This is a genomic window from Lentzea sp. NPDC036949 (assembly GCF_055608075.1).
In genome coordinates this window covers 196998-220761 of record NZ_JBVJRA010000002.1, presented here as the reverse complement: position 1 = coordinate 220761, position 23764 = coordinate 196998, and the positions used below count along the sequence as shown (strand labels likewise).

The window sequence follows — 23764 nt, the reverse complement described above, 5'->3', positions numbered from 1 at the left end:
GGTTCACCCGCCGTTCCCGCCCGGCCGTCTCAGGCAGCCCCTGCCCGTCTGGAGACCACTGTGAGGACTCGTTTCCTGGCCCTGGCAGCACTCGTCGTGCTGCCGTTGTGCGCGGCGGCCACGCCGGCCGTCGCGGAGGAACCCGGCTGCTCCCCGGCGAGCACGGCGCCGGCCGGTGCGGCCGCGGTGAAGGTGTGGCTGGCGGGTGACTCGACGATGGCCGACCCGAAGGCGAGCTGCCCGGTCGGCTGGGGCAGCCAGTTCGGTGCGCTGTTCACCCCCGACGTGACCGTGGTGAACAGCGCGGTGGCCGGTCGCAGCGTCCAGACCTGGCTCTACGAGTCGAACGTGCAGAACGCCAAGGACGCGGCGGGCGAGTGCGTGGTGAGCCCGCGGACCTTCCACCAGCGCTGGCAGGCCATGCTCGACCCGGCCACCGGGATGAAGGCGGGTGACTACCTCGTCGTCCAGTTCGGCATCAACGACGGCAGCCCCGACTGCCCCCGGCACGTGGGCAGCGCCCGCTACCGGGAGCTCCTCGCGCTGATGGCCAAGGCGGCGAAGGACCGCGGTGCCACGCCGATCTTCCTCACCCCGGTCTCCGCGATCCGGTGCAGTGGCAGCACCGCCGTCGCCACCCGCGGGTTCCTGACCGAGACCTTCGACGCGGGACGGACGAGCGGCGTCACCGTCGTCGACCTGCACCGGTTGAGCTACGCGCTTTACAACTCACTGCGGCTCTGCCCCAACGACGGTGACTACACCAGGGGCCCGGTCGGCGCGTTCTTCTGCAACGACCACACGCACTTCGAGGCCGCCGGGGCGAGGCAGATCGCCGGTGTCGTGGCCAAGGCGCTGCGCGACCAGCGCATCCCACTGGCGAACTACCTGAGGTAACGGGTTCGCCGAGCCCGGAGTTTCCGCACACCGCCGCCGCCCCTCGTGAAAGGACTTCTTCGCATGCCCTCGACCAGGACGTGGGTGAGCGCCGCAGCGGCGGCAGCGGTCGTGATCGGCGGCCTCGTGCCGGTGGCCCACGCCGAGGTGCGGGCGCTGGCCTGCGGTGACCGGGCGTTCAACGCCGAGGCCGTGCTCAGCGGCAGCACCTGGACCTCCCGCACCGGCGGCCGGACCGTCTACACGGGCACCGACATGCGCTCCGCCGTCCAAGCCGCCGTCGACAGCCTCACCGCGGGCCGGACCGCGAAGCAGTGGGTCCTGGTGCGCGGCAGCGGTGCGGTGAGCGCGGGCTCGCGGATCTCGCTGCCCAGCTACACCGGCATCGACGTGTGCGGCACGATCAACGTGACCGGCACCGGCTCCGGCGACCAGGCGCCGATCTACTCGCGCGGCACCCGTGACGTGGAGGTGCGCTACCTGAGCCTCACCGGCCGTCCGCTGTACGGGATCTTCATGCGCAACGTCGACAACCTCGTGCTGGGCCAGCTCGACATGCGCCTGTCCGGCGGCCTGGGCGTGCGCATCGACAACCGCGGCAACACGAGCGTGCGCAGCCGCAACATCCGGATCGACAACGTGTTCGTGTCCGGTGCGAGCAGCCACGCCGTCGAGACCTACGGGGTGGACGGCCTCACGGTCGGCACCGTGACGGCGCGCAACGTCGGCGAGTCCGGGCTGTTGCTCAACGACACGATCAACGCGACGGTCGGCACGGTGGACGCGGAGAACGCGGGCGCGGGCACCGGGTACGCGGCGTTCCGCACGGCCAACCGCAACGGCCGCATCGGCACCGCCTACCCCACGAACGTCCGGGTCGGCACCGTCCGCGCCCGCGGTGGCGGCCGTGGCGTGTTCTGCGTGTCGGAGAGCGGTGGCCTGACGATCGACCGGATCGACCTGGCGAACACCGGCAACAACGCGGTGCTGATCGAGAACTGCACCAACGTGGTCCTGGCGGCGCAGAGCGGCACGGTGACCGGCGGCGGGGAGATCCGGCTGGCCGCGCGCTCGGAGTTCCCCGGCAACCGCGACATCACCGTCCAGAACCTGACGGTGACCAACTCGGCCGTCCGCGAGAGCCCCTGCGGCACGAACACGACGTTCCGCAACCTCACCCTGAACAACAGCCCGTCAAACGTCTGCTCCTGACGGCATCTGCAAGTACCACCAACACCTGATCAAACCGCCGCCAACTACCACCAACAAGTTCGTCATCCGCCGAACCGGACCACCCCGAGGAGCTGCCATGGTCACGCGCAGGACGGTGCTGTCCGGTGCGGTCGCCACCGTCGCCGCGGCGGCCGTGGGAACGGGTTCCGCCCACGCGGACCAGACCATCACCGTCGACCCCGGTCCAGACCACGGCACGTGGGAGGGCTGGGGCACGTCGCTCGCCTGGTGGGCCAACGTGTTCGGCGACCGCGACGACCTGGCGGACCTGTGGTTCACCACGAAGACCGTCGTCTACAGAGGACAGCCCTTGCCCGGCCTGGGGCTCAGCATCGCCCGGTACAACCTCGGCGCGTGCAGCTGGAACAGCGTGAACGACGAGACCATGGTCACCTCGCCGAACATCCCGCGGTTCAAGCAGATCGAGACCTTCTGGCAGGACTGGCGCAACACCGACCCGGCGTCGGCGGCGTGGAAGTGGGCCGCCGACGCCAAGCAACGCGCGGCCGTCGTGAAGGCGGCGCAACGGGGTGCCGTCACCGAGCTGTTCGCCAACTCGCCCGCGTGGTGGATGTGCGCCAACCACAACCCCTCCGGTGCCGCCGACGCGAACAGCGACAACCTGCAGACGTGGAACCAGCGCACCCACGCCGCCCACCTCGCCGAGGTGGCCAGGCAGTTCCGCGACCGGTGGGGCGTCACCTTCCGCACGATCTCGCCGTTCAACGAGCCGGCGTCGGACTACTGGTCGGCGACCGGCAGGCAGGAGGGCTGCCACTTCGACCCGGCGACGCAGCGGGTCGTGCTCCAGCACCTCCGGCAGGAGATGAACGCCCGCGGTCTCACCGGCATGCGGATCGCGGCGTCCGACGAGACCAGCTACGACGCGGCGCGCAGCACGTGGGCCGCGTTCGACGCCACCACCCGGTCCGTCGTGGACCAGCTGAACGTCCACGGCTACCAGGGTTCCGGCGGGCGCCGCGACCTGCTGCACTCCGACGCCCGCTCGGCGGGCAAGGTGCTGTGGAACTCCGAGTACGGCGACGCGGACGGCACCGGCCTGTCGATGGCGAGCAACCTGTGCCTGGACTGGCGCTGGCTGCACCCGACCGCGTGGTGCTTCTGGCAGGTGATGGACCCGACCCCGGCGTGGGCGCTGATCAGCTACGACCCGGTCACGCTCGAAGCCGGTGCCGTGCAGAACAAGCTGCACGTCCTGGCGCAGTTCACCCGGCACATCCGGCCGGGCATGCGCATCGTCTCCGCGTCCACCGGCAACGCCGCTACCGCCTACGACCCGGTGGCGCGCCGGCTGGTCCTGGTCTGCGTCAACACGGCCACCTCGGCGCAGACAACCACGTTCGACCTGACCCGGTTCACCACCCTGCCCACCGGGCAGCTCACCCGCTGGTCCACGTCCACGACCAGCGGCAGCGACCGCTACGCGCAGCGCACGGACGTCCGCCTGGACGGCAAGCTGCTGCGGGTCGCCTTCGCACCGGGCCAGGTGCAGACCTTCCAGCTCGACGGGGTGGCCGTCTGAGCCGGAGCGGTCAGCGACTCCCGTGCGACCTCACGGGGTTCCGGACACGGTCACCGGGGCGTCCGCGCCGACCCGCGGCAGCGTGAAGCGGACGGTCGTGCCCGCGTTCACCCCGGTGGCCTCCGTGTCCAGCCAGATGCGGCCGCCGTGGAACTCGACGATCTTGCGGCACATCGCGAGCCCGATGCCGGTGCCGGGGTAGCGGTCCTTGGCGTGCAGGCGCTGGAAGATCACGAAGATCCGCTCGGCGTACTGCTCGTCGATGCCGATCCCGTTGTCGCTCACCGAGAACCACCACGTGTCGTCCTCACCGGGCTCGGCCGCGATGCGCACGTGCGGCGGCTCGTCGCCGTGGAACTTCAGCGCGTTGCCGATGAGGTTCTGGAACACCCCGACCAGCAGCCGGACCTCTCCCCTGACCTCGGGCAGCGGTCCCACGTCGATCCGCGCTCCCGAGGACTCGATCGACAGCGCGAGGTTGCGGCGGGCCTCGTCGACCAGGTCACCGGCCGGGACCACCACCTGCTTGTCGCGCATGCGGCCCACCCGGCTGAACGCGAGCAGGTCGTTGATGAGCAGCTGCATGCGCTTCGCGCCGTCCACGGCGAAGTCGATGTACTGCGTGGCGCGCTCGTCGAGCTGGTCGCCGTAGCGCTTCTCCAGCAGCTGGCAGAAGCTCGCGACCTTGCGCAGCGGCTCCTGCAGGTCGTGGGAGGCGACGTAGGCGAACTGCTCGAGCTCGGCGTTGGAGCGGCGCAGCTCGGTCGTGGCGGCGTCGAGCGCGGCGTTGCGCTCCCGCGCCTGCTCCAGCTCGGCGACGATCCGGGTGCGCATGGTGTCGACGTCGACGCCGAGCTCGCGCAGCTCCGTCGGCCCGGTCGCGGCCACGGTGTGCGCGAACGACCCGCCCGCCACCGTCCCGACCTGCCGGCGCAGCCTGCCCAACGGCGCCACGACGAACACCCGCAGCGCCACCACACACCCGAGCACGGCGGCCAGCAGCACGGCCATCGCGACGATGCACGTCACCGCCATCCGCGTGGACGCGTCGTTGAGCGCGGCCCGTCCGGCGGCGCGCTGGGCGGCGATCTCGTCCTGCAACGCCGACAACGCCGCGCGCACCGCGTCGAACCGCTGCTTGCCCAGCGCCTCGGCCGGAACGACGCCGCCCGTCCGCACCGCGGCGACCGCGGGGTCGGCGTAGTCACCACGCCAGTCCGCCAACGCTCCGTCCAGCGCGGTCAGCGCCCGCAGCACGGCCGGGTCGTTCGTCGCCTCGACGGTCGCGCGTGCAGCGGCCTGGCGTTCCCCCGCGTCGCGGTACGGGTCGAGGAACGCCTCGCTGCCGCTCAGCAGGTAGCCCCGGACGCCGTTCTCCTGGTCCACCACGAGGGTGCCGAGCTGCTGCGAGCTCACGACCGCGGGCCCGACGACGTCGAGCAACCGCGAGCGCGCCCTGGACAGGTCGCCGATGGCCAGCAGCACGGCCACCGTCGCCCCGAGCAGGACGACGACGAGCGCCACCGAGATCAGCAGCGACCACCGCCGCAGCGACGGGCCGCCGAGCCCCGCCCCGGAGTCCGGACTCGTCCGCACAACACCTCCCCGGCACCGGCGCCGAGGCGCCGCGCTCGTCCCCTCGACGAGTCGCGCAATCGTAGAGAAGGGGCCGTTCCCGTCGTGACGGCCGGGTGAGTGAGCGTGACCACGGCCCTCGGTGAACCGCTCGTCGCCGTTGACCCTCACACCGTGGGAGGGTCGAGACTGACCGCACCCCCGCACGACGCACCAGCCCAGGAAGCCACATGATCATCGACGACGTCTCGTTCCCCCGCGGTCAGCACTGCGAGACCACCACCCTCGGCGCCCTGCTGCGCCACGAGGGCCTCGACCTGTCCGAACCGCTGCTGTTCGGCCTCGGCGAAGGCCTGGGCTTCGTCTACTGGGACGCGAAAAGCCTCGACTTCCCGTTCCTCGGCGGGCGCGTCAAGCCGTTCGCGCTCACCCGGACCGCGGCCACCAGGCTGGGCCTCGACCTGCGCGCCGAGGAGACCACCTCGCCGCACAAGGCGTGGCAGAACGTCGTCACCCACCTGTCCGCGGGCCGCCCGGTCGGCCTGCAGCTGGACTCGTTCCACCTCGACCACTTCACGACGAAAGTCCACTTCGGAGGTCACTTCGTCGCGATCCACGGCTACGACGACGACACCGCCCACCTCGTCGACACGGCTCAGCAGGGCGGCAACGTCACCACGACGCTGGCGAGCCTGGCGAAAGCCCGTGCCGAACGCGGACCGATGACCGCCCGCAACCTCTCCTACACCGCCACCGCGCCCACCGGCCGTCCCGAGCTCGGACGCGCGGTCCGGGAAGCGGTGCGCGCCAACGCACACGCGTTCCTCACGCCGCCCATCGCCAACCTCGGGCACCGCGGCATCGCCACGGCGGCGAAGCGGGTGGCGCGGTGGTTCGACCGGGCCGGCGACCCGTCCCGCGACCTCCCGCTCGCCGCGATGCTGATGGAGCGCGGCGGCACCGGCGGATCGCTGTTCCGCGCGCTGTACCGGGACTTCCTCGCCGAGGCCGCCGAGCTCACCGGCGACGACACCCTGCGGCACGGCCACGGGCTGTACGCCGCGATCGCGCCGCTGTGGACCGAGGTGGCCGACCACATCGCCGCGGCCGGGGAGACGGGTGACCAGGGGCGGCTGGACCGGGCAGCGGCGGTCCTGGGCGAGCTGGCGGAACGGGAACGGGCCGCGATGGAGGTGCTGGCCCGCGTACGCATCGGCTGAACCGGCCGTGCCGACCAGGCCACGACAGCAGCGCGTGCGCGGGCGAACCACCGGGACGTGGCCACGACGCCGCAGCCACGTCACCGCGCCCGAGGAGAACGAGCGTCAGAGTTCGGAGAAGTGGGCCGCGTCGCCGACCACGGTCGTGCTCGCCACGCCCTCGACGCTGACCGGCACGTCGCCCGCGAGGGTGATGCGGTGCAGCCGGCGGCGGGCGTTGTCGTAGTCGTCGACGCCGTAGTGCTGGGTGGCCCGGTTGTCCCAGATCGCCACGTCACCGTCGGCCCACTGCCAGCGCACGGTGTTCTCCAGCCGGGTGACGCGGTCCTGCAGCAGCTGGAAGACCGCCTTGGACTCCGCGGCCGTCAGGCCGACGATCCGCTTGACGAAGTGCCCGAGCAGCAGCGCTCGTTCGCCGGTCTCCGGGTGCACTCGGACCAGCGGGTGCTCGGTCTCGTAGCGCTGCGACTCGAACTCCGAGCGGTAGGCCCGTTCCTTCACGTCGACGCCGCCGATGCGGGTCGAGTCGACGTGACCCGCGTAGTCGTAGACGTTGGTGTGCACCGCCCACAGCCGGTCCACGAGCGCCTTCAACGCCTCGGGCAGCTCGTCGTAGGCGCGTGCGGTGTTCGCCCAGACCGTGCTGCCCCCGTACGGCGGCAGCTCGACGGCGCGCAGGATGCTGATCGCGGGCACGCGGTCGACGAACGTGACGTCGGTGTGCCAGCTGTTGGCCTTGCCGTAGTCGGAGTCGATCGCCAGCACGTTGGTGTGGTTCTGGCCCTTCACCGTGGGGTGCGCGAGGGTCGGGCTGCCGAGCAGCCGCGCGAACGCGAGCTGCTCCGCGTCGTCGAGGTGGTGCTGGTCGCGGAAGAACACGACCTTGTTGGCCAGCAGGGCGGCCCTGATCTCCGCCACGACGTCCTGCGGGAGGTCGCCGCCGAGCCGGACGCCGTCGACGCGTGCGCCGATGCCCGCACCCAGTTTGGCGACGGTGGCGGAAAGTTGTGCGGTCATCGCGGACTTCCTCTCGTGGTGGCGAACTTCCCCACCACCGTGCTGATGTCCGCGCCGCGTGCGCAACATCGCGCGGCCGAAAAATAAGTCTTCCCAGCACCTGGAAGGGATTGACCGGCCGAGTTCCTTCCAGCGTGAAAAATAGGCGGGACCGTCCAGCCCGGCTCCATGATGTGGGACGTGCGGTCCGGCCGTTGACCCCGTCCGATCCGGGTGTGACGCTCGCTCCGTGAGCCAAGCCGCCTCTCTCACCTCGCGCCGGCACGTCGACCTCCGACGGCACGCCAGCGCCTTCTGTCGCGCCGGTCGCTGAATCCGCTCCGCATTTCCACCGGGACCGTTCGTCCCGTTCTTCAGCGTGCCCGACTTCCCTTCGACAAAGGACCTGCCGTGACCACCACGCGACGGAACTTCCTCGGCCTTTCCCTGCTCGGACTGACAGCCGCGACCGTCGGCTGCTCCACCGCCGCCGGTGCCGGCGTCGAGACCAAGACGCTGCGCTACCAGGGCTGGGCGGGCGACGTGACGCTGCCGGAGCTGGCAGCGGAGCTGGGCTACCTCGGCGACGTGAAGCTCGAGTGGGTCGGCAACACGATCAGCGGCCCGCAGGACATCCAGTCCGCCGCCACCGGGCAGGTCGACTTCGGCGGCGCGTTCAACGGCGCCGTGGTCAAGCTCAAGGCCGCCGGAGCGCCGATCCGGTCCGTGATCGGCTACTACGGCGCCGACGAGAACGCCTACAGCGGCTTCTACGTGCTCGACGACAGCTCGGTCCGCACGGCCCGCGACCTGCTCGGCAAGAAGGTCGGCATGAACACCCTCGGCGCGCACCACGAGGCCATGCTCGGCATCTACCTCAAGCGGGCAGGCCTGAGCCAGGACGAGGTCAAGAAGGTCGAGCCGATCGTCGTGCCCCCGGTCAACACCGAGCAGTCGGTGCGGCAGAAGCAGATCGAGGTCGGTGTGCTCGGCGGCATCCTGCGCGACAAGGCGCTGGAGAAGGGCGGTGTGCGCAAGCTGTTCTCCGACTTCGACCTGCTGGGCCCGTTCACCGCCGGCACGTACGTCTTCACCGAGAAGTTCCTGCGCGACAACCCCGGCACGGTCCGGACGTTCACGAGCGGCATCGCGAAGGCGATCGAGTGGAGCCGCACCACCCCGCGCGAGGAGGTGGTGGCGCGCAAGGTCGAGGTCCTCACCCGGCGCGGGCGCAACGAGGACCCTGCGGCGCTCAGGTACTGGAAGTCCACGGGGGTCGCCGAGAAGGGCGGCAAGATCCTCGACCGGGAGCTGTCCATCTGGGTCGACTGGCTCGCCGAGCGCGGGGAGATCACCCGGGACCAGGTGCGGCTCACCGACCTGTACACCAACGAGTTCAACGAGGTGGCCCGATGAGCGCGCACATCGCCTTCCGCGGCGTCACCAAGCGGTTCGACGTCAAGGTCCGCGGTTCCCGGCAGCGCACCGGGTTCACCGCCGTCGACCGGATCGACCTCGACGTCGAACGGGGCGAGTTCGTCGTCCTCGTCGGCCCCAGCGGGTGCGGCAAGTCCACGCTCCTTGACCTGCTCGGCGGACTCACCGAACCGAGCGAGGGCGAGATCCTGCTCGACGGCCGCCCGATCACCGGTCCCGGCCTCGACCGCGGCATCGTGTTCCAGCAGTACGCGCTGCTGCCGTGGCGCACCGCTCAGGGCAACGTCGAGTTCGGGCTGGAGGCGACCGGGGTGCCGCGCAGGCAGCGCGCAGGGCGTGCCCGCGAGTTCCTCGACCTGGTCGGGCTGACCGGGTTCGAGGACCGGCACCCGCACCAGCTGTCCGGCGGCATGCGGCAACGGGTCGCCATCGCCCGCAGCCTCGCCTACGACCCGCAGGTGCTGCTGATGGACGAGCCGTTCGCCGCGCTCGACGCGCAGACCCGCGAGTCGTTGCAGGACGAGCTGCTGCGGATCTGGCAGCGCACCGGCAAGACCGTCGTGTTCATCACGCACTCCATCGACGAGGCGGTCCACCTCGGTCAGCGGGTGGTCGTGCTGACCTCGCGGCCGGGCCGGGTGAAGGAGGTCGTGCCGATCGACCTCGGTGACCGGACCCGGCAGGACGACCTGCGCTCGAGCCCCGAGTTCGCGCGCTGCCGGCACCGCATCTGGGACCTCCTGCACGACGAGGTGTCCCGTGCCCAGCAACAGGAGAAGGAGGTGGTGGGCGCATGACCGCGCTGCTGGAGACCCCGTCACGGACCGAGGACCACGCCCCGCCAGCACCGGCGCGGCCACGCGGGGCGGTGGCCCGGCTGGCCGACGCGCTGCTGACCGCCGTGGGCAAGGTCGTGGCCATCGCGGTCGTGCTGGCCGTCTGGGAGATTGCGCCCCGGTTCGGCCTGGTGGACTCCACGTTCCTGCCGCCGTTCTCGACGGTCCTGGAGTCGTGGTGGGACCTCGCGGTGAGCGGGAAGCTGCTCGACAACACGCAGGCGAGCCTGGTGCGGTCGCTGTCCGGCTTCGGGCTCGCGGTCGCGGTCGCGGTCCCGCTCGGCCTGCTGATCGGCTGGTACAAGCCGGTCGCCAACCTGCTCAGCCCGCTGCTGGAGGTCTTCCGCAACACCGCCGCGCTCGCGTTGCTGCCGGTGTTCGTGCTGCTGCTGGGCATCGGTGAGACGTCGAAGATCGCGATCGTCTGCTACGCCTGCACCTGGCCGGTCCTGCTCAACACGATCAGCGCCGTGCGCGCGGTGGACCCGACGCTGCTGCGGCTCGCGCGGTCGATGGACCTGGGCGGCTTCCGGTTGTTCCAGAAGGTGATCCTGCCCTCGGCGGTGCCCACGGTGTTCACCGGCGTCCGGCTCGCCGGCGCGTTGTCGATCCTCGTGCTGGTGGCCGCGGAGATGGTCGGCGCCAAGGCCGGTCTCGGGTACCTGATCAACGCCTCGCAGTTCAACTTCGCGATCCCGCAGATGTACGCCGGGATCATCACCCTGTCCGCCATCGGCGTGCTGTTCAACCAGGTGCTGGTCGCTCTGGAGCGCCGGTTCACCTCGTGGCGCGTCCCGGTCGGGGCCTGAGGAGGGGTCATGACGCTCACAGCTGACGTGCTGGTGGTGGGTGGCGGTCCGGCCGCCACGTGGGCCGCGCTCAAGGCCGCCGAGCAGGGTGCCTCGGTCGTGCTGGCGGACAAGGGGTACTGCGGGACGAGCGGCGCCACCGCGTCCGTCGGCACCGGTGTCTGGTACGTGCCGCCGGAGGAGAAGGCCCGTGAGGCGGCCATGGCCAGCCGTGAGGCGCTCGGCGGGTACCTCGCCGACCGCCGGTGGATGGCCCGCGTGCTCGACGAGACCTACGAGCGGGTCAACGAGCTGGCCGACGCCGGGCGCTACCCGTTCCCCACCGGACCGGACGGCACACCGCTGCGCAACGGCCTGCAGGGGCCGGAGTACATGCGGCGCCAGCGGATCCGGGTCAAACGCGCCGGGGTCGTCGTCCTGGACCACAGCCCGGTCACCGAGCTGCTCACCGCCGACGACGGCGCGGTCGCGGGCGCTGCCGGGTACCGGCGGCAGGCCGGTCGGCCGTTCGAGGTGCGCGCGGGCGCGGTGGTCGTCGCCACGGGCGGGTGCGCGTTCCTGAGCAAGGCGTTCGGGTGCGACGTGAACACCGGCGACGGGGCGTTGCTCGCGGTGGAGGCCGGCGCCGAGCTGTCCGGCATGGAGTTCTCCAACGCCTACGGCATCGCCCCGGAGCACACGTCCGTCACGAAGACCGCGTTCTACAACTACGCCACCTTCTACCGCGCCGACGGCGAGGTGCTGGAGGGCGCGGGCAGCCAGCGCGGGCGATCGGTGATCGCGAGGACCCTGTTGTCGGAGAAGGTGTTCTGCAAGCTGGACCTGGCCGACGACGCGGCGCGCAGGGCGATGCGGCTGGCGCAGCCCAACTTCTTCCTCACGTTCGACCGGCTGGGCGTCGACCCGTTCACCGAGCCGTTCGCCGTGACGCTGCTGGCCGAGGGCACCGTGCGCGGCACCGGCGGCATCCGGATCGTCGACGACGGCTGCGCCACCACCGTTCCCGGCCTGTACGCCGCCGGTGACGCCGCCACGCGCGAGCTGATCTGCGGCGGGTTCACCGGCGGTGGCAGCCACAACGCCGCGTGGGCCATCTCGTCCGGCTCATGGGCCGGCCGGTCCGCCGCCCGGTTCGCGCTCGCGCTCGGCCGCGGCACCCGGCGGGTCACCGCGGCCGGTGGCGCGGGCCTGCGCCCGACCGGCCGCTCCGCGGAGGTCGACGTCGAGGAGGTGGTCCGCGCGGTGCAGGCCGAGGTCCTGCCCTACGACAAGAACTACCTGCGCCACGGCGACGTGCTGCGGGCGGCGCTGGGCGAGCTCGACGAGACCTGGCGGTCGGTGCGGTCGGGCCTGCGGGCCGAGGGTGCCGCGGTCGTGCGGGCCCGGCAGGCGGCGGCGATGGTCGCGCACGCGCGGTGGATGTACACCTCCGCCCTGCTGCGGGAGGAGAGCCGCGGCATGGCCAGGCGGCTCGACCGCCCCGGCCTCGACCCCGCCCAGCGCCACCGGATCACCTCCGGCGGCCTGGACGAGGTGTGGGCCCGCCCGCAGGAGGTGGCGGCGTGATCGAGCTGGTGTCGGCGGCGCAGTGCATCACCTGCGACAAGTGCATCGAGGTGTGCCCCACCAACGTGTTCGACCGGGGTGCGGACGGGCTGCCGGTGGTCAGCAGGCAGTCCGACTGCCAGACGTGCTTCCAGTGCGAGGCCAACTGCCCGGCGGACGCGCTGTTCGTGGCACCGCAGACCCACCCGCTGCCACCGGGGTCGCCCGCGCACGACGAGGACCACCTGCGCCGGACCGGGCTGCTCGGCAGCTACCGCAGGGAGATCGGGTGGGGCCGCGGCCGCACGCCGGGCGCGGCGCGCGCCGTCGGCCCCGCCCTGTCCCCCTCCGCCCCGCCGCTGATCTCGTGAGCGGCACCGCGTCGGTCGTGCTCGGCACGGTGCTGCGGTGCGGGCCGATCGCCCGCAGCACCATCGCCCGCACGTCCGGTCTGAGCCCGGCCGCGGTGACCCGTGCCTGCGCGGCCCTGACCGAGCTCGGGCTGCTCGCCGAGGTGCCGCAGGCCGTGCCGTACCGGGGCATCGGACGGCCGCACGTACCGGTCGACGTCGACACGAGCCGGCACGTCGTGGCCGGCGTCCACGTCGCGCACCTGTTCAGCACGATCACGCTGGTCGACCTGCGCGGCCGGGTGCTCGTGCGGCGGACGATCCCGCACACCGCGGCGGACGACCCGCACGAGGTGCTGACGACGGCCGCCGACGAGCTGCTGCGGCTGCACGCCGACCGGTTCCCCGGCCACATCCCGATCGGTCTCGGCGTGGCAGCGGGCGGCTGGGTCGACCCGACCGGCGGTGTGGTCGTCCGGCACGCCTCGCTGGGCTGGCGCGACGTCGAGGTCGCCGCGCTGCTCACCGCGAGGACCGGGTTGCCGGTGCGGGTCGACAGCCACGCCAGGGCGCTGGCACGGGCCGAGCAGCTCTTCGGTGCCGCCCGCGGCCGCGAGTCGTTGCTGCACCTGTTCGTCGGCAACGTCGTCGACGCGGCGATCGTGACCGCCGGCACCACCCACCGCGGGCCGCGGTCGGCCGCAGGGGACGTGGCGCACCTGGCGCTGGGCGACCCCGGCGTCCGGTGCGGGTGCGGCAAGCGCGGGTGCCTGGAGGCCACCGTGTCCGACCGCGCCTGGGCCGAGCGGGCCCGCCTGGCCGGGGTGGTGCGGCGGCCGTCGATCTTCGACCTGGTCGACGACGCCGTGGCCGGGTCACCCGCGGCGCGGGCGGACCTCGTCGAGCGGGCCCGCGTGGTCGGGAGGGCGGCGGCCGTGCTGTTCGACTTCCTCGACCCGGAGGTCCTGGTCGTCACCGAGATCGGCACGAACCGGCTGCCCGACTGCGCCGCCGCGCTGCGCGAGGAGGTCGCGGCCATGTCGCGCGCGTCCGCGGACGCGGTGCTGGCGAGCAGCTTCGGCGAGGACGTGCTGGCGGTCGCGGCGGGTGCCGTGCAGCTGGACGCCCTCTACGCCGACCCCTTGAACATCCGAAACCCAGTCTGGCAGGGAGTCTGAAGTTGTCCGCACGCGAACTCCACCTCAACGCGTTCCTGATGGGCGTCGGCCACCACGAGGCCGCCTGGCGGCACCCGCGCACCGACCCGCGGGCGCTGGGCGACGTCACGCACTTCCAGCACCTCGCGCGCACCGCCGAGCGCGGCACGTTCGACTCGGTGTTCCTCGCCGACGGCGTGCAGATCTGGGGCGACGTCCGGCACACCGCCGCCGGTCACTTCGAACCGCTCACCCTGCTCACCGCGCTGGCGCAGGCGACCGACCACATCGGACTGATCGCCACCGCGTCCACCGGGTTCAGCGAGCCCTACAACCTCGCGCGGCTGTTCTCCTCGCTCGACCACATCAGCGGCGGCCGGGCCGGCTGGAACATCGTCACGACCGCCCAGGACCGGTCGGCGCAGAACTTCAACCGCGAGGTCAACACCGAGCACGCCGAACGCTACGAGCGCGCAGCGGAGTTCCTGGACGTGACCACCGCCCTGTGGGACTCCTGGGAGGACGACGCGGTCGTCGCCGACCCCGGTTCCGGCGTCTACGCCGACGAGGCGAAGGTGCACGAGGTCGGCCACCGCGGCCGGTTCTTCTCCGTGCGCGGGCCGCTCAACGCGGTGCGCAGCCCGCAGGGGCGTCCGCTGCTGGTGCAGGCCGGGTCCAGCGAGGACGGCAGGGCGTTCGCGGCGGCCTGGGCGGAGGCGGTGTTCACCGCCCAGCAGACGCACGAGGACGCCACCGCGTTCTACGCCGACCTCAAGCGCCGCGTGGTCGCGGCCGGTCGACCGGCGGACGGCGTGAAGGTGCTGCCCGGCATCGTCCCCGTGCTCGGCGGCACCGAGGCAGAGGCGCGGCGCCTGGCCTCGGAGCTAGACGAGCTGATCATCCCGGAACGGGCGGTGCGGCAGCTGACCGACATGATCGGCGTCGACCTCACCGGCCACCCGCTCGACGCGCCGCTGCCCGCGTTGCCGCCGGTCAGCCGCATCAACGGGGCCAAGAGCCGGTTCGAGCTGGTCCGCGACCTGGCCGAGCGGGAACGGCTGACGCTGCGGCAGCTGCTCGGCCGGCTCGGCGGCGGCCGCGGCCACCAGGTCGTCGCGGGCACGCCCGAGCAGATCGCCGACCACGTCGAGCTGTGGTTCACCACGGGTGCCGCCGACGGGTTCAACGTGATGGCGCCCCTGCTGCCGTCGGGGCTGGAGGAGTTCGTCGACCACGTCGTGCCGCTGCTGCGGGCGCGCGGCCTGTTCCGCACCGAGTACACCGGCCGGACGCTGCGCGAGCACTACGGGCTGGCCAGGCCGGTCAGCCGGTACGCCGCCGGGTCGGAGGTCGTCGCCGAGGTCGGGTGAGCGCCGACGGACGCGCGGCGGTCACGTTCGCCGTGCGTCCAGCCGGGCGCCGATGTCGGCGAGCCGTTGGTCCAGCGGCACCCGGTGGGCGGCGTCGAGGCGTTCGAGCACGGCGATCAGCGGTGGGCACCCGGCCAGGTCCCGGCTTCCCAGCTCCGCCGCGTCGACCACGTGGGGGAACCGGGCGAGCGCGGGGTGGTCCTTCGTCAGCCGTTCACCACCGGTCCTGGGCAGGAACGCCTGCGTCATCGGGTCGTCGAGCCGGTCGAGCACGACCAGCGTGTCCTCGCCGCGCCCCTCGGCGGTCAGGAGCTCCAGCTCCCGCGCCAGTCCCGGCGTGAGCTCCGCCGCCCACACGACCACCTGGGCGGTGACGGTGATCAGCGTCGACACGGTGTCGAACCACGTCTCGTGCGGCAGGTAGAGCCGGACCGGCGCGGTGAACTGGCCCCAGTCCTGGTGGTCCAGCTCCAGCTCACCGGCGGTCGTGCTGGCCACGAGGACGAGCGGCACGGAGGCGGCCAGCTCGGTCAGCGCGGGTGTGGCGCCGCCGCCGAGGCTGATCACCTGGACGTGGTCCGCCGGGTCGTCGGGGCCGGCCAGGAGCGTCGAGGTCCCGGAGCGTTCGGTGAGCTCGAAGTTGCGCAGCAGCAGGACGAACGGCTCTCCGGTGCACAACCAGCTCCGCACCGTGCCGACGGACCTGCGGTGCACGGCCCCGGCCTGGCGGACCAGCTCGCGCAGGTGGTTGCGCGGTGCGCCGGCCCGCAGCCAGGACGCGAACCCGCGCGGGGTGGACCGGCGCCGCCGGTCCCAGTACCGCTGGCGTTCGAGGTGGCCCAGCTCGAACTCGGGCTCGCCCACGTGGAACCGGTCGAGCACCCCGGCGGCGTGCCGTGCCCGGACACGCCACAGGTCCACGTCCTCCGACGCACCCGGCGGGTCGGCCGCGAACTCGGCCGCGATCAGGTCGAGCAGCCGGCGTGCGGGCTCCTCGTCCCCGAGCTGGAGCCGCAGCAGGGCCTCGTTGCCCAGCCCCTGCGCCCGCCACCCGCGCAGGCCGGGGTCGGCGCTGCCGCGGCACCGGGTGCCCAGCTCACGCCACAGGGCGGCGACCTCCTCGACCCCCGCCCGGCCGGACGTGACGTGCCGGCCGCTCAGGTGCGCGAGGGTGGACAACGCCCGGCACACCGCGTCCTCCACCTGGACGTCCCCGGCTGCGCGAACCCCGTCCACGACCTCGCGCAGCACCCCGATCGCCAGCGCGGCCGACTCCCGGTCGACCGCCCGCACCGCGCACGTGTCGGTCAGCGCCATGACCGTGCGCACCGCCGTGTCACCGGCGGGTGCACGTCCCACGTGCCGCGCCAGCCAGCCCAGCAACAGGAACGCGTCGGGGGCACGCCCCCGGTCGAAGAGCTCGACCGCCGTCTCGAACGTCAGGAACGCGAAGGTGTGCGGATCGCCGTGGGTCGACACGACGTCGAAGTACCAGCGCCGGAACTGCTCGTCACCGGCCCTCCCGGCGTCCCGCCGCAGCTCGTCCCAGCCGGCGAGCGTGTCCGCCACGACCCGTGGCACGGTGAACTCGTCCTCATCCACCGGCACTCCCGGCGCTCGCCAGGAACGCGGCGGTGGCACGGGGGTCGCGCAGCACGTGCAGCGTCGCGCCGGGCGCGTGCTCGCTGACCGCCTCCAGCAGCAACGGCCGGCTGCGGCGCCGCCAGAACCACAGCCACACCCAGAAGTCGGCCCGTTCGCGCGACCGCAGCAACGCCCGCCAGGCACAGCGCCAGAACGGGAAGTCGAGCAGCACCACCGTGTCGGCCCGCCGCAGCCGCACGGCGAGCACGTCGTGCGGACCGAGGTCGCCGTCCATGACCCACCGGTCCGCCTCGGCGAGCTCGCCCTGCACGATCGCCCACAGGTCGTGCGTCATCGGTTCGAGCTTCGGACCCCAGAAGTGCTTGTCCAGCTCGACGACGGGCAGTCCGGTGGCCTTGCCCAGTGCGACCGCCAGCGTCGACTTCCCCGCTGCACCGCGGCCCAGGAGCACCACGCGTTCCATTGCCGCCATGTTGCCAGTGGATCACAGACGGGCCGTCAGCGTGCGAACTTCGCGGCAGCCTCCGGGGTCACCGGGGTGAAGAAGTTGACGAGGTTGCCGTCGGGGTCGCGGAACAGCAGCGCGCGGTTGCCCCAGGGCATCGTGGTGGGCTCGGTGACGAACTCGTCCACGACCCCGGTCAGGTTCCGGTGCACGGCGTCCACGTCGTCGACCAGGAACTCGATGATGACGCTGCGGTTGTCGGCGGGCCGTGCGGAACCGGGCGCGAACAGCGGCACGGTGCGGGTGCTGCCGATCGCGAGGGTCGCGCGACCGGTCCTGATCTCGGCGAAGTCCTCGGTCGCCCAGTCGGCGCGGAGGCCGGTGGCGCGTTCGTAGAACCCGGCGAGGCGGGCGACGTCGGCGGTGATGACGCGGATCGAGACGAGGTCCATGAGCTTTCTCCCTTTGTTCGTCGGTACCTGTGCCCGCACGCTAAAGCGGATACCGGGCAGAACCCGCCCGGTATTTCCTGGAGACTTGTGCCATGACCCGGCCCACCGCCCGAGTGCTCACGCTGCTGGAGCTCCTGCAGTCCGGCGGCGTGCGGACCGTGGCCGAGCTCGCCGACCGGCTCGGCGTCAACGAGCGCACGGTGCGGCGCTACGTCGACCACCTCCTCGACCTGGACGTCCCGGTCGAGTCGGTGCGCGGCCGCTACGGCGGCTACCGGCTGGCCCCCGGCTACCGCATGCCGCCGCTGATGCTGACCGACGACGAGGCCCTGGCCGTGCTGCTCGGCCTGGTCGCGGGCCGCCGGACGGGCCTGACGACGGCGGCGGGCGCGGCCGGTGAGACGGCGGCCGCGAAGATCCGCCGCGTGCTCCCGGACCACCTCGGCCGCCGGCTCGACGCCGTGCTCGGCTCCCTCGCGTTCACCGCTCCCGGCGCGGAGGCCACCGTCCCGGAGGGCGCCGTGCTGCTGACCCTCGCGGACGCGGTGGCGCACCGGCGGCCGGTGTCGATCCGGTACACCGGCGCCGACGGGCGGCGCAGCGAGCGCACCCTGCACCCGTACGGGCTGGTCAACCACGCGGGCCGGTGGTACGTGCGGGCCGCGGACCCTGCGCTCGGTGAGGGCCGCACGTTCCGGCTGGACCGCATCGGCGGCGCGCGGACGTTGCCCGGCACGTTCGCCGTGCCCGAGGGGCTCGACGCGGCGGAGCAGGTGGTGACGGGACTCGCCACGGCACCGCACCGGTACGAGGTGGCGTTGCGGGTGCGGGGCGACGAGGAGCAGGTCCGCGCGCGGCTCCCGGCCGGGGTGGCGGTGGTGGAGCCGGAGCCGGACGGCGGGGAGTGGGTGCGGGTCGGGCTGCGGGTGGAACGGCTCGACTGGCTGCCCGGTGTGCTGGCGGCGCTGGACCTGCCGTTCGTTGTCGACCGGCCGGACGAGCTGCGCGGGCTGGTCGCGGAGTTGGCTGAGCGACTGGCGCGGTCGGCGCGGCGGCGGCCGGAGGATTAGCCGCGCGCGGTCGGCACGCCGGAAGCCGGAGCACCAGCCGCGCCGACTCAGTGAAACCGGACGCTCTGAGCCGTCCGCAGCACCTACTCTGTCCGCGTGCTCCTCACCAGCGCCCGTCTCACGCTCCGGCCGTTCCGCCCCGAGGACGCACCCGCCCTCGCCGCTTACCGGTCAGACCCGGACGTCGCCCGCTACCAGGGCTGGGACGCCCCGTTCCCGTTCGAAGCCGCCACCCGCATGATCGCCGAGATGACCGACCCCGCCGCACCCGGCTGGTTCCAGTACGCCCTCGACCGCGACGGCACCGTCATCGGCGACGTCGGCGTGAACACGCACGACAACCTCATGCAAGCCGAGATCGGCTACACCCTCGCTCCCGCCCACCAGGGCCGCGGATACGCCACCGAGGCCGTGCACCGGATGCTGGAGCACCTGTTCACCGACCGCGGCCTGCACCGCGTGTCCGCCGAGACCGACGCGCGCAACGAGCCGTCGGTGAAGGTGTTGCTGCGGCTGGGTTTCCGGCAGGAGGGCCACCGCGTCGAGCACACCTGGACCGGTGGCGAGTGGACGGACGACCTGCTGTTCGGGTTGCTGGCGCGCGACTTCCGGCCGTCCGGCACGACGCCCTGACGCGGGTGAGGCACCAGGGCGGCGCCGGGTGCCCGTCCGATCGGTGACCGAGCGGAACGAGCACCCGGCGGAGCGGTCAGGCCTCCCGGGACTGGTCCACGGCCACCGCGTCGAGCACCTCGTCGAACGACCCGTACAGCTGGTCCGGCACGGCGTGCAGCGCGTGGACCGTGTCCTCGTCGGCGTTGTTGCGCGAGGCGTGGTCGACCAGCTGGCCCTTGTCGGCCGGGTAGGTGGCGTCCGCCAGCACCGTGCGCAACCGGTCGACCGTGGTCGTGTCGCTCATCGCTCTCCTCCGCATCGGGGTGTGGTGGCCCCCGGCTACCCGTGACCGCGCGGGACTAACCCGCCGGGTGGAGGCCGTGCCCGAACGGGAACAGCGGGTCGTCGTACCCCGCCACGTCCTCCGGGTGCCGCCGGACCTGCTCCATCGAGCGCGGCAGGTCGAACGGCAGCCGTCCCCGCGGCGGGATCGCGCCCGTCAGCGCGTCGGCCAGGGCCTCATCGGTGGAGCCGTAGCTGACGACCAGGGTGGAGGCGATCGGCAGCAACGGGGTGAGCACCGCGGCGCGGTCCAGGGTCACGTCCACGACCAGCGGGCACGCGGCGGCGATGCGGGCCAGGCGTGCGGGCAGGCCCGGTGGGAACTCCAGCGAACCCTGGTGGAACCACGACTCCAGGAACAGGTCCGAGCGCGGGTCGAACGGCGCCATGAGCCGCACGAGCGCCAGGTCGGCCTCCTGCGGGGTGGCGACGACGGTGCCCAGGCGGGCGGCGGCCTCGGGTGAGACGTTCTCCACGTAGAGCTTCAGGCCGGGCCGCAGGGGCAGGGCCGCCGCCGAGGAACCGTTCTGCAACACGGTGACCGAACGGGCCTGCGCGGCGTGGCCCTCGTCGCGGAAGTCCTGCCGTCCCACCACCTCGGCCGCGCGGTCCTCGTCCACGAACGGGTCGTCGAAGAGGCCGAGCCGGAACTTCGCGGTGAGCAGGCGGCGGGCGGACTCGTCGATGCGGGCCTGCGTCACACGGCCCTGGGCCACGAGGTCGAGCAGCACGTCCACGCACTCCTCGCCGCCGAACTGGTCGGCGCCCGCGTGGAGGATCAGCTCCATCCTGCCGTGCGCGTCGAGGTGCTCGACGCCCCAGGCGCGGGCCGGGAGGACCTTGTCGCCGACGTGGTTGTCCATCACCAGCTCCCAGTCGGTGAGGACCACGCCGTCGAAGCCGAGGTCGCCGCGCAGCATGCCGGTGACCACCTGGCGGTTGTAGCCGAAGCCGACCGCCTCGATCGGCTCGCCGTCGACCTCCAGGCCCACCGGCATGCCGTAGTAGGGCATCACCGCCGCCGTGCCCGCCTCGACCACCGCGCGGAACGGGGCCAGGTGGTCGGCGAAGCGGCCACCGGGGTAGACCTGCTCGCGGCCGTACGGGAAGTGCGCGTCCTCGCCGTCCTTCTGCGGGCCGCCGCCGGGGAAGTGCTTGCTGGTGCAGGCGACCGACCCGGCTCCCAGGGACGGCCCCTGGAAACCGCGCACGTACGCCACCGCGAGCTCGGCGGTCAGCGCCGAGGACTGGCCGAAGGTGCCGGCCTGCCGCGCCCAGCGGGGTTCGGTGGCGAGGTCGATCGCCGGGTGCAGGGCGCAGCGGATGCCCACCGCGACGTACTCCTGGCGGGCGATGTCCGCGAACCGCTCCACGAGTGCCGGGTCGCCGAGCGCGGCCAGGCCCAGCGACTCGGGCCACTGCGAGAACGCCTTGGCGGTGAAGGAGACGCCGGCGTTCTCCAGGAACGCGTGCCGCGGGTCGGTGGAGATGGTCACCGGGATGCCGTGCGGGGTGCTCTCCGCGATCAGCTGGAGGTTGTTGTGCCAGCGCGCGGCCATGCGCGCGTCGTGCAGCGCGTGGACGTTGAAGTGCGACAGGTGTTTCTGCGTGACCACGACGCTGGTGGGCGACTTGCTGATGGCGCCGGGCGCCTCCTTCACCGTGCCGTCCTCACCCGCCTCGATGACGGTGTGGAACAGCAGACCGGCCTTCTCCTCCAGCGACAGCCGCGCCAGCAGGTCCTCGACCCGGTCGGCCACGGGCAGGCGCGGGTCCTCGTAGGGGTCCATGACGCCGTTGCCGTTGAGGTCGCGGTACTCGACGCCGTCCTCGGATGTCAGCCGAACAGGCCGCATGTCAGAAACCTCCATCACACTCGGCTCGCGCCGAACTCCTCGACACCGATCACCGGGCGCAGCGCGCGTTCGACGGCAGGGGTCGAGAACGCGCGGCGGACCACGTCACGGCACAGGACGTTGCCGATGGCACCCATGACCATCGCCTGGTCCAGGGACAGGTAGCGCCGCGCGACGGTGCCCGACCGCACGGCGACGGCGTCGAAGAAACCGCCGCGGCCGTAGGCGCGCAGGTCCCGTTCGATGCCCAGCAGGTTGGCGTACGCCTCGTCGCGCTCGTGCATCATCGCCAGGAACGCCGCGTGCGGGGTGACCACGCCGTCGCCGTAGGACGGGGTGGGCGCGGTGGCCGGGCGGCACGTGCCGAAGCCGGCGTCGTAGTTCGTCATCTCCTGGTCGGAGAAGTAGCCGTTGGCGCCGTTGCCCGGTTCGTTGCCGGGCCCCATGCCGAGCGCGTCCACGCCGTACTCGCGGTAACCACCGGCCGGGTTGCTCGACGGGCTGAAGCCCCAGAAGCCGTACTTCGCCTCCAGCAGGCCGTGTTCGCGTTGCGCCCGCACGTGCAGCGGGTGGTTGCGGCCCCACGACCGCGGCGCCCACCTGGCCTCGGGCACGAACACGTCCGGCATCAGCTCCTCGAACATCGAGCCGCCCCAGCCGGGCACGATCCGCATGCCGCGGTAGGTGTAGGCGCCTTCGAAGACCTCGATGCCGTAGTAGGTGCGGTTCTCCCCCACCGGCTGCATCTCGTGCCACGACCAGTCGCACGACGCCGGGAACGTCCGCCACATCGCGAAGTACTGCTTCGCCGGCACCTGGCCGGTGATGATGCCGAGGTAGCTGGTGATCCGCGTTTCGGACACGGTGGTGTCGTAGTGGTGGGTGGTCAGCCACACGGGGTCGCCGCCGATGTGCGTGCCCTGGTACACGCCGCCGGGCCGGTCGTGGTCGAACGGGAAGAACCCGCCGTGGATCAGGCCGCCGGGCCGCACCGCGGGGTGCGCGGGGTCGTCACCGGGGTTGTAGAAGGAGTCCCAGCGCATCCGGGCGAAGATCCGGCGTGCGAGGCCCGCCGCCGCGCGGTCGGCCCCGGCCACCACGAGCAGGGCGGCGCCGAGCCAGCCGTTGTCGACGCTGGAGCAGAACGGGTGCACGACGGTGCCGGTGCCGGGCCAGGCGCGCAACGCCTCCCCGGTCTCCTCGTCGTACCAGTTGAAGTACATGCCGCTGGGGACGTGGTGCTCCATCCGGTCCAGGGTGGTGAGCGTGCGGACCAGCCGGGCGGACGCCTCGTCCTTCGAGATGAACCCGAGTTCCCTGGCCACGACGGTCGACCACAGGTAGCCGCCGATGTTGGTCGGCGAGGTGTAGCCGGACCGGTCTGCCGGGGCGAGCGACTCGGGGATGTTGTCGGCGGGCAGGCCGGTGCTCGCCGGGGTCATGGCGACCAGGCTGCGCCACGTGTCGCGGGCCCAGCCGCGAACGCGTTCCCGGTCGAACCCGCGGGCGGCGGACGCGGCCCCAGGCACCACGAGTGCCGCTGTCGTTCCCAGCAGGACGGTTCGGCGGGTGATCCTTGCAGTCATGTGAGACCTCGTCACTTGATGCCGGTGGTCGCGATGCCTTCGATGAAACGCCGCTGGAAGACCAGGAACACGGCCAGCACCGGCACGACGACGATGGTGGCCCCGGCCAGCAGCAGGCCGTACTGGATGGAGTTCTGGCCGGTCGAGTAGAGGGCGAGCGCGACCGGGAGCGTGTACTCGCTCTCCTGCTGCGCCACGACGAGCGGCCACAGGAAGTTGTTCCAGCTGCCCAGGAACGTGAGGATGCCGAGCGTGGCGAGCGCGGGCCCGCACAGCGGCAGCACGATCCTGGCGAAGATCCGCAGCTCGCCCGCACCGTCGACCCGGCCGGCGTCGAGCAGTTCGCTCGGCAGGCCGGCGATGAACTGGCGCATCAGGAAGACGCCGAACGGCGAGACGAGGAACGGCAGGATCAACGCGGGCAACGAGTTCGCCAGCCCGGCGTTGACGACCAGGACGTACAGCGGCACGAACGTGACCACGCCCGGGATCATCAGCGTCGCCATCACGACCAGGAACAGCGTCCGCCTGCCGCGGAACTCCAGCTTGGCGAGCGCGTAGCCGACCATCGAGCAGAACAGCAGGTTCCCGGCCGTCACGGCCACCGCGACGATCGTGGAGTTGAGGAAGTACGTGCCGAACTGCAGCCGGGAGAACAGCTGCGTGTAGTTGTCCAGCGACGCCGTGCCGGGCCACCACGTCGGCGGGTTCGCCCGGATCTCGCCCTCGCCCTTGAAGCTGCCCAGCACCATCCACGCGAACGGCGCGACGACGGCGGCGAACGCGACCGTCAGCGGGACGTAGAGCCACCAGCGGTTCCTCATG

Annotated in this window: 23 protein-coding genes; 14 read left to right on the top strand and 9 right to left on the bottom strand. The window is 72.4% G+C overall.

Features of this window, described 5'->3' with window-relative positions:
- The first annotated feature begins 60 nt into the window (after positions 1-60).
- The 3 genes from ACZ7CD_RS07150 (at position 61) to ACZ7CD_RS07140 (ending at position 3673) form a co-directional block, all read left to right on the top strand.
- Entirely contained in the window at positions 61-897 is an 837-nt protein-coding gene (locus ACZ7CD_RS07150) for an SGNH/GDSL hydrolase family protein (protein ID WP_470378498.1), read from the top strand.
- 63 nt (positions 898-960) lie between these two features.
- Positions 961-2109, top strand: coding sequence for a hypothetical protein (locus ACZ7CD_RS07145; RefSeq protein ID WP_470378497.1), 1149 nt, complete (start codon positions 961-963; stop codon positions 2107-2109).
- Positions 2110-2206: 97 nt separating this feature from the next.
- The gene (locus ACZ7CD_RS07140; protein WP_470378496.1) at positions 2207-3673 is read left to right on the top strand and encodes a glycoside hydrolase; all 1467 of its coding nucleotides are present in this window, start codon (positions 2207-2209) and stop codon (positions 3671-3673) included.
- Between the two features lie 30 nt (positions 3674-3703).
- Here ACZ7CD_RS07140 and ACZ7CD_RS07135 read toward each other — a convergent pair whose 3' ends face one another.
- Positions 3704-5269: a sensor histidine kinase gene (locus ACZ7CD_RS07135; RefSeq protein ID WP_470378495.1), complete on the bottom strand. Its 1566-nt coding sequence runs from the start codon at positions 5267-5269 to the stop codon at positions 3704-3706.
- A 209-nt stretch (positions 5270-5478) separates the two neighbouring features.
- Between ACZ7CD_RS07135 and ACZ7CD_RS07130 the strand changes: the two genes are divergently transcribed.
- Complete coding sequence (locus ACZ7CD_RS07130; RefSeq protein ID WP_470378494.1) at positions 5479-6468, top strand: BtrH N-terminal domain-containing protein; 990 nt, start codon at positions 5479-5481, stop codon at positions 6466-6468.
- 105 nt (positions 6469-6573) lie between these two features.
- On the opposite strand, the gene ACZ7CD_RS07125 is transcribed toward ACZ7CD_RS07130, so the two are convergent.
- On the bottom strand, positions 6574-7485 hold the full coding sequence (locus ACZ7CD_RS07125; RefSeq protein WP_360384003.1) for a TauD/TfdA dioxygenase family protein: 912 nt from the start codon (positions 7483-7485) through the stop codon (positions 6574-6576).
- A gap of 229 nt (positions 7486-7714) precedes the next feature.
- Between ACZ7CD_RS07125 and ACZ7CD_RS07120 the strand changes: the two genes are divergently transcribed.
- The 8 genes from ACZ7CD_RS07120 (at position 7715) to ACZ7CD_RS07085 (ending at position 14968) form a co-directional block, all read left to right on the top strand.
- Positions 7715-7798: a putative leader peptide gene (locus tag ACZ7CD_RS07120; protein ID WP_360384958.1), complete on the top strand. Its 84-nt coding sequence runs from the start codon at positions 7715-7717 to the stop codon at positions 7796-7798.
- 77 nt (positions 7799-7875) lie between these two features.
- Complete coding sequence (locus tag ACZ7CD_RS07115) at positions 7876-8880, top strand: ABC transporter substrate-binding protein (protein ID WP_470378493.1); 1005 nt, start codon at positions 7876-7878, stop codon at positions 8878-8880.
- Positions 8877-9698: an ABC transporter ATP-binding protein gene (locus ACZ7CD_RS07110; protein ID WP_360384008.1), complete on the top strand. Its 822-nt coding sequence runs from the start codon at positions 8877-8879 to the stop codon at positions 9696-9698. Before ACZ7CD_RS07115 ends, ACZ7CD_RS07110 begins: the two co-directional genes overlap by 4 nt.
- The gene (locus tag ACZ7CD_RS07105) at positions 9695-10546 is read left to right on the top strand and encodes an ABC transporter permease (RefSeq protein ID WP_458432482.1); all 852 of its coding nucleotides are present in this window, start codon (positions 9695-9697) and stop codon (positions 10544-10546) included. Before ACZ7CD_RS07110 ends, ACZ7CD_RS07105 begins: the two co-directional genes overlap by 4 nt.
- Positions 10547-10555: 9 nt before the next feature.
- On the top strand, positions 10556-12112 hold the full coding sequence (locus ACZ7CD_RS07100; protein WP_470378492.1) for an FAD-dependent oxidoreductase: 1557 nt from the start codon (positions 10556-10558) through the stop codon (positions 12110-12112).
- Positions 12109-12462 (top strand): 4Fe-4S dicluster domain-containing protein, encoded by a 354-nt coding sequence (locus tag ACZ7CD_RS07095; RefSeq protein WP_470369084.1) that lies wholly within the window; start codon positions 12109-12111, stop codon positions 12460-12462. Before ACZ7CD_RS07100 ends, ACZ7CD_RS07095 begins: the two co-directional genes overlap by 4 nt.
- A complete protein-coding gene (locus ACZ7CD_RS07090) occupies positions 12459-13619 on the top strand; it encodes an ROK family protein (RefSeq protein WP_458432484.1) in 1161 nt (386 codons plus the stop codon). Before ACZ7CD_RS07095 ends, ACZ7CD_RS07090 begins: the two co-directional genes overlap by 4 nt.
- A 2-nt stretch (positions 13620-13621) precedes the next feature.
- The gene (locus ACZ7CD_RS07085) at positions 13622-14968 is read left to right on the top strand and encodes an LLM class flavin-dependent oxidoreductase (RefSeq protein WP_470378491.1); all 1347 of its coding nucleotides are present in this window, start codon (positions 13622-13624) and stop codon (positions 14966-14968) included.
- 21 nt (positions 14969-14989) lie between these two features.
- On the opposite strand, the gene ACZ7CD_RS07080 is transcribed toward ACZ7CD_RS07085, so the two are convergent.
- From ACZ7CD_RS07080 to ACZ7CD_RS07070, 3 genes are read right to left on the bottom strand one after another with little or no spacing between them, the layout of a single operon-like run.
- Positions 14990-16570 carry a hypothetical protein gene (locus ACZ7CD_RS07080; RefSeq protein WP_470369082.1) on the bottom strand — a complete coding sequence of 527 codons (1581 nt, stop codon included), beginning with the start codon at positions 16568-16570 and terminating at the stop codon, positions 14990-14992.
- The gene (locus ACZ7CD_RS07075; protein WP_470378490.1) at positions 16563-17036 is read right to left on the bottom strand and encodes a P-loop NTPase family protein; all 474 of its coding nucleotides are present in this window, start codon (positions 17034-17036) and stop codon (positions 16563-16565) included. Before ACZ7CD_RS07075 ends, ACZ7CD_RS07080 begins: the two co-directional genes overlap by 8 nt.
- 35 nt (positions 17037-17071) lie before the next feature.
- On the bottom strand, positions 17072-17470 hold the full coding sequence (locus ACZ7CD_RS07070; protein ID WP_470378489.1) for a VOC family protein: 399 nt from the start codon (positions 17468-17470) through the stop codon (positions 17072-17074).
- Between the two features lie 92 nt (positions 17471-17562).
- Between ACZ7CD_RS07070 and ACZ7CD_RS07065 the strand changes: the two genes are divergently transcribed.
- Positions 17563-18540, top strand: coding sequence for a helix-turn-helix transcriptional regulator (locus tag ACZ7CD_RS07065; protein WP_470378488.1), 978 nt, complete (start codon positions 17563-17565; stop codon positions 18538-18540).
- 96 nt (positions 18541-18636) lie between these two features.
- Positions 18637-19173 carry a GNAT family N-acetyltransferase gene (locus tag ACZ7CD_RS07060; protein ID WP_470378487.1) on the top strand — a complete coding sequence of 179 codons (537 nt, stop codon included), beginning with the start codon at positions 18637-18639 and terminating at the stop codon, positions 19171-19173.
- Between the two features lie 76 nt (positions 19174-19249).
- Here the strand turns inward: ACZ7CD_RS07060 and ACZ7CD_RS07055 are convergent, their stop codons facing one another.
- The 4 genes from ACZ7CD_RS07055 to ACZ7CD_RS07040 are packed head-to-tail and all read right to left on the bottom strand — an operon-like array spanning position 19250 to position 23763.
- Complete coding sequence (locus tag ACZ7CD_RS07055) at positions 19250-19459, bottom strand: DUF2795 domain-containing protein (RefSeq protein ID WP_360384040.1); 210 nt, start codon at positions 19457-19459, stop codon at positions 19250-19252.
- Positions 19460-19514: 55 nt separating this feature from the next.
- Positions 19515-21353: a glycoside hydrolase family 3 protein gene (locus ACZ7CD_RS07050; protein ID WP_360384043.1), complete on the bottom strand. Its 1839-nt coding sequence runs from the start codon at positions 21351-21353 to the stop codon at positions 19515-19517.
- A 14-nt stretch (positions 21354-21367) separates the two neighbouring features.
- Positions 21368-22939 (bottom strand): glucoamylase family protein, encoded by a 1572-nt coding sequence (locus ACZ7CD_RS07045; RefSeq protein WP_470378486.1) that lies wholly within the window; start codon positions 22937-22939, stop codon positions 21368-21370.
- 11 nt (positions 22940-22950) lie between these two features.
- Positions 22951-23763 carry a carbohydrate ABC transporter permease gene (locus ACZ7CD_RS07040; RefSeq protein WP_360384049.1) on the bottom strand — a complete coding sequence of 271 codons (813 nt, stop codon included), beginning with the start codon at positions 23761-23763 and terminating at the stop codon, positions 22951-22953.
- Position 23764 lies beyond the last annotated feature (1 nt).

What these genes read in the sequence shown, in the direction of transcription:
- ACZ7CD_RS07105 (WP_458432482.1), top strand. Translation starts at nt 9,695, where the DNA reads ATGACCGCGCTGCTGGAGACCCCGTCACGGACCGAGGACCACGCCCCG.
- ACZ7CD_RS07110 (WP_360384008.1), top strand. Translation starts at nt 8,877, where the DNA reads ATGAGCGCGCACATCGCCTTCCGCGGCGTCACCAAGCGGTTCGACGTC.
- ACZ7CD_RS07130 (WP_470378494.1), top strand. Translation starts at nt 5,479, where the DNA reads ATGATCATCGACGACGTCTCGTTCCCCCGCGGTCAGCACTGCGAGACC.
- ACZ7CD_RS07050 (WP_360384043.1), bottom strand. Translation starts at nt 21,353, where the DNA reads ATGCGGCCTGTTCGGCTGACATCCGAGGACGGCGTCGAGTACCGCGAC.
- ACZ7CD_RS07040 (WP_360384049.1), bottom strand. Translation starts at nt 23,763, where the DNA reads ATGAGGAACCGCTGGTGGCTCTACGTCCCGCTGACGGTCGCGTTCGCC.
- ACZ7CD_RS07065 (WP_470378488.1), top strand. Translation starts at nt 17,563, where the DNA reads ATGACCCGGCCCACCGCCCGAGTGCTCACGCTGCTGGAGCTCCTGCAG.
- ACZ7CD_RS07125 (WP_360384003.1), bottom strand. Translation starts at nt 7,485, where the DNA reads ATGACCGCACAACTTTCCGCCACCGTCGCCAAACTGGGTGCGGGCATC.
- ACZ7CD_RS07070 (WP_470378489.1), bottom strand. Translation starts at nt 17,470, where the DNA reads ATGGACCTCGTCTCGATCCGCGTCATCACCGCCGACGTCGCCCGCCTC.
- ACZ7CD_RS07045 (WP_470378486.1), bottom strand. Translation starts at nt 22,939, where the DNA reads ATGACTGCAAGGATCACCCGCCGAACCGTCCTGCTGGGAACGACAGCG.
- ACZ7CD_RS07075 (WP_470378490.1), bottom strand. Translation starts at nt 17,036, where the DNA reads ATGGAACGCGTGGTGCTCCTGGGCCGCGGTGCAGCGGGGAAGTCGACG.
- ACZ7CD_RS07100 (WP_470378492.1), top strand. Translation starts at nt 10,556, where the DNA reads ATGACGCTCACAGCTGACGTGCTGGTGGTGGGTGGCGGTCCGGCCGCC.
- ACZ7CD_RS07055 (WP_360384040.1), bottom strand. Translation starts at nt 19,459, where the DNA reads ATGAGCGACACGACCACGGTCGACCGGTTGCGCACGGTGCTGGCGGAC.
- ACZ7CD_RS07140 (WP_470378496.1), top strand. Translation starts at nt 2,207, where the DNA reads ATGGTCACGCGCAGGACGGTGCTGTCCGGTGCGGTCGCCACCGTCGCC.
- ACZ7CD_RS07145 (WP_470378497.1), top strand. Translation starts at nt 961, where the DNA reads ATGCCCTCGACCAGGACGTGGGTGAGCGCCGCAGCGGCGGCAGCGGTC.